11 protein-coding genes are annotated in these 7,273 nt (G+C 49.0%); 2 read left to right on the forward strand and 9 right to left on the reverse strand.

Annotation, left to right across the window (positions count from 1 at the left end; genetic code table 11):
- The 9 genes from ACSEMK_RS23875 to ACSEMK_RS23915 form a co-directional block, all read right to left on the reverse strand.
- Positions 1-181, reverse strand: a 181-nt coding sequence (locus tag ACSEMK_RS23875; RefSeq protein ID WP_435336661.1) for a hypothetical protein, incomplete at its 3' end; no start/stop codon positions are given.
- 119 nt (positions 182-300) lie between these two features.
- Complete coding sequence (locus ACSEMK_RS23880; protein WP_435336662.1) at positions 301-2,364, reverse strand: replication endonuclease; 2,064 nt, start codon at positions 2,362-2,364, stop codon at positions 301-303.
- Complete coding sequence (locus ACSEMK_RS23885) at positions 2,361-3,218, reverse strand: DNA adenine methylase (RefSeq protein WP_032411123.1); 858 nt, start codon at positions 3,216-3,218, stop codon at positions 2,361-2,363. The genes ACSEMK_RS23880 and ACSEMK_RS23885 overlap by 4 nt, the downstream gene beginning before the upstream one ends.
- On the reverse strand, positions 3,209-3,442 hold the full coding sequence (locus ACSEMK_RS23890) for a DUF2732 family protein (RefSeq protein ID WP_032411120.1): 234 nt from the start codon (positions 3,440-3,442) through the stop codon (positions 3,209-3,211). Before ACSEMK_RS23890 ends, ACSEMK_RS23885 begins: the two co-directional genes overlap by 10 nt.
- 66 nt (positions 3,443-3,508) lie before the next feature.
- Positions 3,509-3,910, reverse strand: coding sequence for a hypothetical protein (locus ACSEMK_RS23895; protein ID WP_032411119.1), 402 nt, complete (start codon positions 3,908-3,910; stop codon positions 3,509-3,511).
- Positions 3,910-4,338, reverse strand: a complete 429-nt coding sequence (locus tag ACSEMK_RS23900) for a hypothetical protein (RefSeq protein ID WP_032411117.1) — start codon at positions 4,336-4,338, stop codon at positions 3,910-3,912. The genes ACSEMK_RS23895 and ACSEMK_RS23900 overlap by 1 nt, the downstream gene beginning before the upstream one ends.
- Positions 4,328-4,522, reverse strand: a complete 195-nt coding sequence (locus tag ACSEMK_RS23905) for a phage filamentation protein Fil family protein (protein WP_095095487.1) — start codon at positions 4,520-4,522, stop codon at positions 4,328-4,330. The genes ACSEMK_RS23900 and ACSEMK_RS23905 overlap by 11 nt, the downstream gene beginning before the upstream one ends.
- A 9-nt stretch (positions 4,523-4,531) precedes the next feature.
- Positions 4,532-5,035 (reverse strand): phage regulatory CII family protein, encoded by a 504-nt coding sequence (locus ACSEMK_RS23910; RefSeq protein WP_032411115.1) that lies wholly within the window; start codon positions 5,033-5,035, stop codon positions 4,532-4,534.
- Between the two features lie 32 nt (positions 5,036-5,067).
- Positions 5,068-5,289, reverse strand: a complete 222-nt coding sequence (locus ACSEMK_RS23915; protein ID WP_032411114.1) for a hypothetical protein — start codon at positions 5,287-5,289, stop codon at positions 5,068-5,070.
- A gap of 135 nt (positions 5,290-5,424) precedes the next feature.
- Here ACSEMK_RS23915 and ACSEMK_RS23920 point away from each other — a divergent pair, with 135 nt between their 5' ends.
- Together ACSEMK_RS23920 and ACSEMK_RS23925 are read left to right on the forward strand one after the other, a co-directional pair.
- Positions 5,425-6,045 (forward strand): phage repressor protein CI, encoded by a 621-nt coding sequence (locus tag ACSEMK_RS23920; protein ID WP_435336663.1) that lies wholly within the window; start codon positions 5,425-5,427, stop codon positions 6,043-6,045.
- A gap of 80 nt (positions 6,046-6,125) precedes the next feature.
- Entirely contained in the window at positions 6,126-7,175 is a 1,050-nt protein-coding gene (locus ACSEMK_RS23925; RefSeq protein WP_032411111.1) for a phage integrase, read from the forward strand.
- Positions 7,176-7,273 lie beyond the last annotated feature (98 nt).

Consider the following 7,273-nt stretch of genomic DNA (forward strand, 5'->3'; position numbering starts at 1 on the left):
CCCCGTTCCGGGGGTATTTTTTTTCATGCTCATCCAGTCTTTTACCCAGTGCCATTGTCATTTCACTCAACCAGGCCAGGGCTAAATCTTTCTCTTCTTCTGAGCAATCCGCAGTTGCCATAAGTTTTGCAACCAAAGCGATCCGTTGAAAAGCAACGGTTTCAAAAAACAAATCCTGCACAGCATCCTCCCACGCAAAACAACTGTATAAACATACAGTACACCTAAACACACAATATGTGAAATGAAAATTCATATGACCAATTAATTACGGTATGCATATCACACACTTACATAGCATCACCTCCAGCCTGGCCAGATTTCGTCTTCAGGTTTCATACGGTTTTCCTGCAACCTGTCATTACGGTAAATCAGCGAGCTATTGCCAAAACTCAAACCGCCGCCACGCATCAGAATGGCTATTTCTTCATCCGTGCCGGCAAGCCCCCGGCCAGTTAATTCAGTTTTTAACCTTCTCCGGGTTCCTCCCTCCGTACAGTTATTGACAGAACTCCTAGGCGGCGCATTCGCGCCGCTAACAGCTGCCGCCTGATCGGCGGCTAACTTCGGAACAATCTTCCACTTTGTAATCCGGGTTAAAATGGGTACATCCATGCCAACGGCAGGAGAGAAAACCCCCTTAATCCGCACAATTTCTTCACCATATGCGTTAAATTCCGGGCTGGTTTCATACCATGTGCGTGCGATCAGCTCATCCCGTCTTACGAATGGTCCGCCCTGCTCATTGATATATTTCGCCCAGTCTCCGCTGTCAGCAGCATCATGTACCGCAGCAAATTCAACGCTTAACCCCATCGCGGTATCGTGATCAGCCATCCTGCGCAATTCGCGCCATACCGTTACCGGCGCACCACCTACGAACTGAAACTGGCGGATACGCCAGCATGATGCCCATGCAGCAGCTGCGGCGGCGGCTTCTTTCATTGGCTTGCCGCTTTCGTCGTCCAGTTCATCATCCAGCGCATAGCCATCAATATTTTTTGATATGTATTTGGCTACATAACCGGTTGCTGACCCTTTTTCCGGATCGATACTTTCAGCATGAAAGCGTGCCTTTCTGGCTTTATCGGTGATCAGCTCGCCATGGTCTTCATCCATCGCATAATCACGCAGAATGCCGCGCACCTGTTCAACCTCTTCAGAACGCATAAATAGCAACATGTGCCAGTGTGGCGTGCCATCGTGATGCGGCTCCGCAACCCTGATTCCGAACACGCGCAAGTCTTCCCGGTGAAGCTTTGCCCTGATCCGTCCCCAGATTTTACGCAGATATCCCTGGGTATCAGCCGGACTGCTGCCATTCCATTTACGATTGCGGTGGCCATGAATAGTAGTCGCGTGATATTTAGACGGCGCAGTGATGGTGTAAAACTCCCCCACATACCCCAGCTCATTACAAACGTTTTCAAATCCACGAATACGCACCATCATTTCTGTACGGCGGATCGCGGGATTGGCCACGCTCCCCCAGTACTTATCAATCAGGCTAATCCGGTTGCCGAATTCATCCTCAAGCTCCATCGACTTCAGGAATTCCCGCGTACGGCGCTTCTGCTCCTTCCAGTCACGAATAAGCTGTTTGCTGGCGTAAGTGCTGACCTTTTTGCTGACGTGATTCAGGGCGATATGTAAATGCTCGCGCCACTCCGACGCATGGCGGCGCAAGCGAAGCGCCCACCACTGATCAGACATCATTTTGGCAAGAGAAGCGGCGGCTTTTGGCTCCTCGAAGCAACGACGCATTAACTTTTCATAATCCGGCGCAGACTGGCGGAATGCATGAGTAATGGCAGCAGCACGGACATAAAGTGCATGCAGCAACTTAAGCGCACCGGCATCCGGCATTTCATCGTTTATGCTACTGAGTTCCATTGTGATGAACGTCGAAACATCCTGCGCCAGCAGGTCAATATCCTCTTTCGACATATCAGGCAGGTGGTTGAAGCGGTACATAAGGCGTACGGTATCGGCGGTCATTTTGCCGATGTGATAACGCTCTGAAACAATATTGATACGCGGCAGTATGCGTTCAAGGAAGGTTTTAGCCAGGTAAGCATTTGCGCGCTTTATACCCTGTTCTTTTTCCAGCTTGCTGGCTGTCGCATTTACCGACATACGAACAATCACAGATTGCTTTTGTAGCAAATCCTGGGCGCAAGCCAGCGCCGCATTCTCTCGATCTCGGCGCTGTAGTTCTTCGTATGTGGGTATCGGGCTTGCAATGGCCTTACGGGGTGCATTCCAGGAATACGCCCAGTGTGTGATGGCGTGTGCATCTTCAGACTGATTAGCATCACGCCGCGGTGAATCGGCGGCGCAATGTTTGTCTAAGGCCAACGTCATGCGATGGCCTTTGCAATTGAATCAAGTGGGGATTTCAGGATCAGCTCACTGGCCATCTTCTGACTAACAGCCGATGCCCCAACGCTACGGGGCGCATTCACCTGCACCGCCTCAAAACCGGCATACAGGTAATGCACCATCTCCAGATTACTGTTTGAGGCAACAACACTAATCCCTTTACGTGCCAGGCGACGCAACTTCCGCGCCAGCCTCCCCTGATCCATATGCGTAAAACCGCTTCCATGGTAAGCGGTAAAATTATCGCTTTCCGTCAGGTATGGCGGATCACAATAAATAACGTCATAACCATCCCGGACTAATTCAAGCGTTTCCGAATAGTGAGCGGTGATAAACGTTGCCCGCTTTGCCTTTTCCTTAAATGCATGAATTTCATCTAACGGAAAATAAGGTTTCTTGTACTTACCAAACGGTACATTGAACTGCCCGCGCCGGTTATAGCGGCACAGACCATTAAAGCCGTGACGGTTCAGGTACATGAAACGCGCGGCCGATTCCACGCAATTTGCGCCCCCCTTCTCTGACTGATTGAACAAATCCCGGACTGCATAATAGAAAACAGCCCGGCTTTCTTCTTCACCCAGCGAACCAGCAGAAAATAGCGTTTCCAGCTCAACAAGGAACGCATCGGTATGATAGGCCATGGCCTTATACAGATTGACCAGATCAGGATTAATGTCACCAATCAGGTACTCGTCATAATCCGTATTCATCATTACGGCGCAGGAACCGGCAAACGGCTCAATCAGGCGTTTACCTTCAGGTAAATGCGGAAGCAGCTGCGGCATAAGGCGGGCTTTACTGCCCACCCATTTCAACGGTGTTTTTACTGCCATGCTGCACCGCCTTTACTGCAAATAGCCGCTGCCTCTTCCCGGATCAGTTCGACAATCTCAGCCGCGCTTAAACCTTCATTTGCGGCATGGGTGGCCAGCTTATCCAGGCGAGTGGAGCACAGATCGGCGGCAACGGCCTTACCTTCTGCAGTTGCTTTGGTCAGCATGGCCAGCAGGTCAGTACCGGAATTTATTGCGTGCAAATGGTTACGTGTCATGTTCATTTTGGCTTCCTTAAGGCAAAAGAATCCCCGGCCACCGTTGGGATGGCCAAAAAATCAGGCGATTAGTTAGTGGAAAGAAAAGGTAATAGGTACGGCGGTATAACTAGGCGCAGGAACCTTATGCAGTTCATAAGTATTGCGCCACCACTCCTGGATCAGCGCCTTGATTTCACCAGCACCCAACGATCCAGCGATGTAATACATGGAACGGATGCTGGCCAGCGCTTCCACCTGCTGTAGCTGGCTTTCCGCCTCACGATATGCACAGCACCAGTAAGCTGCATTGACTGCCAGCCAGTGGCGCTTGCTGGTCATATGTTCAGTGTCATTAAAGAAAAATGGATGCAGGGCAACACGATTATTTTTTACAGTGCATTTTTCCAAAAAGAGAATGGCGTAATTGTGTGGTACGCCCCATGCGGCCAGCTCACGCCCCAGCTCTTTAGCGTCTACTGAAATAATGGACATTAGTGATTCTCCTGCTGCATTTTGCTAACGATATGAGGCGCAATAATCATCTGCACCCCGTTGCGGCTATTAATCGGATGCGCTTTTTTAATCGGTCTGTCATGTGCTGTACGGGCTGAAAAATCAGAGTCCCGCAACGAACCGAATCCCTCAAAAGTCAGACGCGCCCTGGATATGCCCTGGCGCAAGTGGATCATGGCGCGATAGTCCAGACGTTCGAAAAGTTCACGCCAGCAACACTTGCTAAGACTGGCTTTAAACTCCCCGGATCCGGAAGATACGCCCGCAGCATGGAGGACAACCCCGCGCCATTCCGGCGTTAACTTGTCCCACCAATCAGCGGCTTCACTGCTGTTACTGAAATATTTGCGGCGTATGTTGCGCAGCTGCGCCAGCCCCAGCTTTTGCTGTTCCTGATTAATGGCCATACTGCCCCCGGACTAATCCCATCAGGCGATGCCACCAACGGCGGCGCGGTTGATGCGCCGTAAATTTATATACGTGGCTGGGATTCCAGCGCTGACCATCTGGCAGCTCAATCCAGCCAGTTGAACCGCTGGCCAGCTGCATAGGTGGTGACTGGTGCTTCAAATAGGTAACAAAGGCTTTCATTGTTTTCCCTCACATCATTCCTGTGACGTTAGTTGTCACGATATCGACAGCAGCAGCCAGCACCGGCGCGGACTGAATACGGCTTTCAACGGTATAAGCCAGCACGGAAAGGCTGCGGATGGCATCGCGGGCGCGATCAAGGATTTGAGTTCGGCGGGCGGAGGTCATGCACTCCGTTGATACGGCTTCCCCAGCGATCGCACCGACGCTGGCGGTGGCGGTCAGGGCACAAAACTGCATATTCCCCGGCGTGGCATTGTTCACTGGAACTGACGGCAGGCAATTAATCTGGCTCAGAAGCCCATCCAGTAGGCGGGCATCTTCTGTGTGGTCAGTAATTGCCAGCAATTCATCACACGTCAGGCGGTGCGGTTGCACCGGATTCAGTTTATTGCGCAGCATTTGTGGGCGCATACCCACAGCCGCTGCAACTTCTTCCAGGTTATGCGCCAGCGCAAACGCTCGGCAAGCGGCATCAAAGTGCGCATGTTTAGAAGTTTGGTAATCAAACATAGTCAACACTCTCCCTGCGTCTCAAAATCGAATCAGTTAAGTACGATGTTGCAACCCGCAAGGGCGTCAATTGTCATTGCCGCGATATTGATCATGACTTTTTCACGACCCTTATCTTTGCGTAAGCGATGGCGAGGTAAGCGACCATCTTTCAGCATGGCATCCACGGTATCTTCAGATAACCCGGTGAGTTCGATGTACTTTTCTTTAGAGATTGAAGGGACAGGCAGATTGATTGAAATGTTAGTGGTCATAGTGCAAGATTCCTTGTTTGTGTATTAACCGTGGCTAGCGGTGTTAAGGGGTGAACAACCTGTTTTGGAATGTTCGCCTGCAAAATAACTTCTCAAATGCGAAGTGTCAACATATAACTTTCCCAAGGCGGATTTATGAATCTCAAAACCGGAGGTCAGGCTGTAATAACCAGGCTCCTTGAGGCATACGGATTTAAAACAAGGCAGGCGCTATGTAATCAGCTCAACGTATCTACCAGCACCATGGGAACCCGGTGGATGCGTGACGTATTCCCTGCAGACTGGGTGATTCAATGCTCTATAGAAACAGGGGCATCAGTAGAGTGGCTATCATTTGGAAATGGCGAGATGTTCCCGAACGGACACAGCACACATTCAAATGAAACAAAGAAATCCGCAAATGAAAACTTGCTGGGTGATGTAGTTGCTGTACCGAGGAAAAAAATAGTTGATGGTAATTTGTACGATTCAAATTTCTACATGTTAGACAAGGCAATCCTTCCTGAGAATATCGTCAAGCCGTTAATCATCATTGATGATGACCTTACTTATGTAGCTGAACATAGTATTAGCGAAATTTCAGATGGAACCTGGCTAGTAGAAATTGAAGGCAAGGTTAGCATCAAAGAACTGATCCGAATCCCAGTCGGCAAAGTGCGTGTTTCTGCACCAACCGGAGGCTATGCATTTGAATGCGGCATTAATGACCTTACTCCGCTAGCCAAATGCCATTACTACTTAATGACCAATGTTTAATCCAACGCCTAACAAACATTGACACTGTATAAATAAACAGTAAAAAATACCCCTATTCAGAATATCTTCAGGGGGGATAAATGGCTGTTCGTAAACTGGAAACGGGAAAATGGATCTGCGAATGCTACCCTGCCGGACGTTCCGGCAGGAGAGTAAGAAAGCAATTCGCTACCAAAGGCGAGGCACTAGCATTTGAACGCCACACCATGGATGAAGCGGCGAATAAACCATGGTTAGGCGAAAGCGTAGACCGCAGGACACTGAAAGATATTGTTGATCTCTGGTTCAAACTGCACGGCATATCCCTATCCGCAGGTGAGCATGTCTATGAAAAATTGCTCTTAATCGTTGACGCATTAGGCAATCCATTAGCTACTTCACTAACACCTAAAATGTTTGCTCACTATCGAGATAAGCGTTTGACTGGTGAAATTTACTTCAGCGAAAAATGGAAAAATGGCGCAAGTCCGGTAACAGTTAACCTTGAGCAAAGCTACCTCAGTGGCGCTTTTAGCGAATTAATTCGACTGGGTGAGTGGTTGCAGCCTAATCCTCTTGAAAACATGCGTAAGTTCACCATCGCTGAAAAAGAAATGGCCTGGCTGACCCATGATCAGATTGCCGAGTTACTCTATGACTGCCAGCGTCAAAACAAGCTGCTAACACTCGTAGTGAAAATTTGTCTTAGCACTGGGGCACGCTGGAGAGAGGCAGTTAACTTAACCAGATCGCAAGTCACAAAGTACCGCATCACGTTCACCCGGACAAAAGGAAAAAAAAATAGAAGCATCCCTATTAGCAAGGAACTCTATGAAGAAATTACCGCGCTGAAGGGGTTTAAATTCTTTGATGATTACTACTTCCAGTTTGCTTCTGTAATGGATAAAACTTCTATCATCCTACCACGTGGTCAACTTACTCACGTACTACGCCACACTTTTGCTGCTCACTTTATGATGTCCGGGGGAAACATACTTGCGTTACAAAAAATACTGGGACACCACGATATTAAAATGACAATGCGTTATGCTCACCTCGCCCCAGATCACCTTGAAACCGCACTAAGGTTTAACCCACTTGCCACGATGAAGAATGGCGACAAAATGGCGGCAGCGGTTGCCACTCCCTAACATTTATCACCCCTTATCACCTTTGTAACTAATTGATTATTATGTAAGCCCATGTTTTACATAGCCCATTTATATAAATGGGTTTTTTGTTGCCTGAA

Source organism: Klebsiella sp. K-3, from assembly GCF_051207495.1.
Classification (GTDB): domain Bacteria; phylum Pseudomonadota; class Gammaproteobacteria; order Enterobacterales; family Enterobacteriaceae; genus Klebsiella; species Klebsiella aerogenes.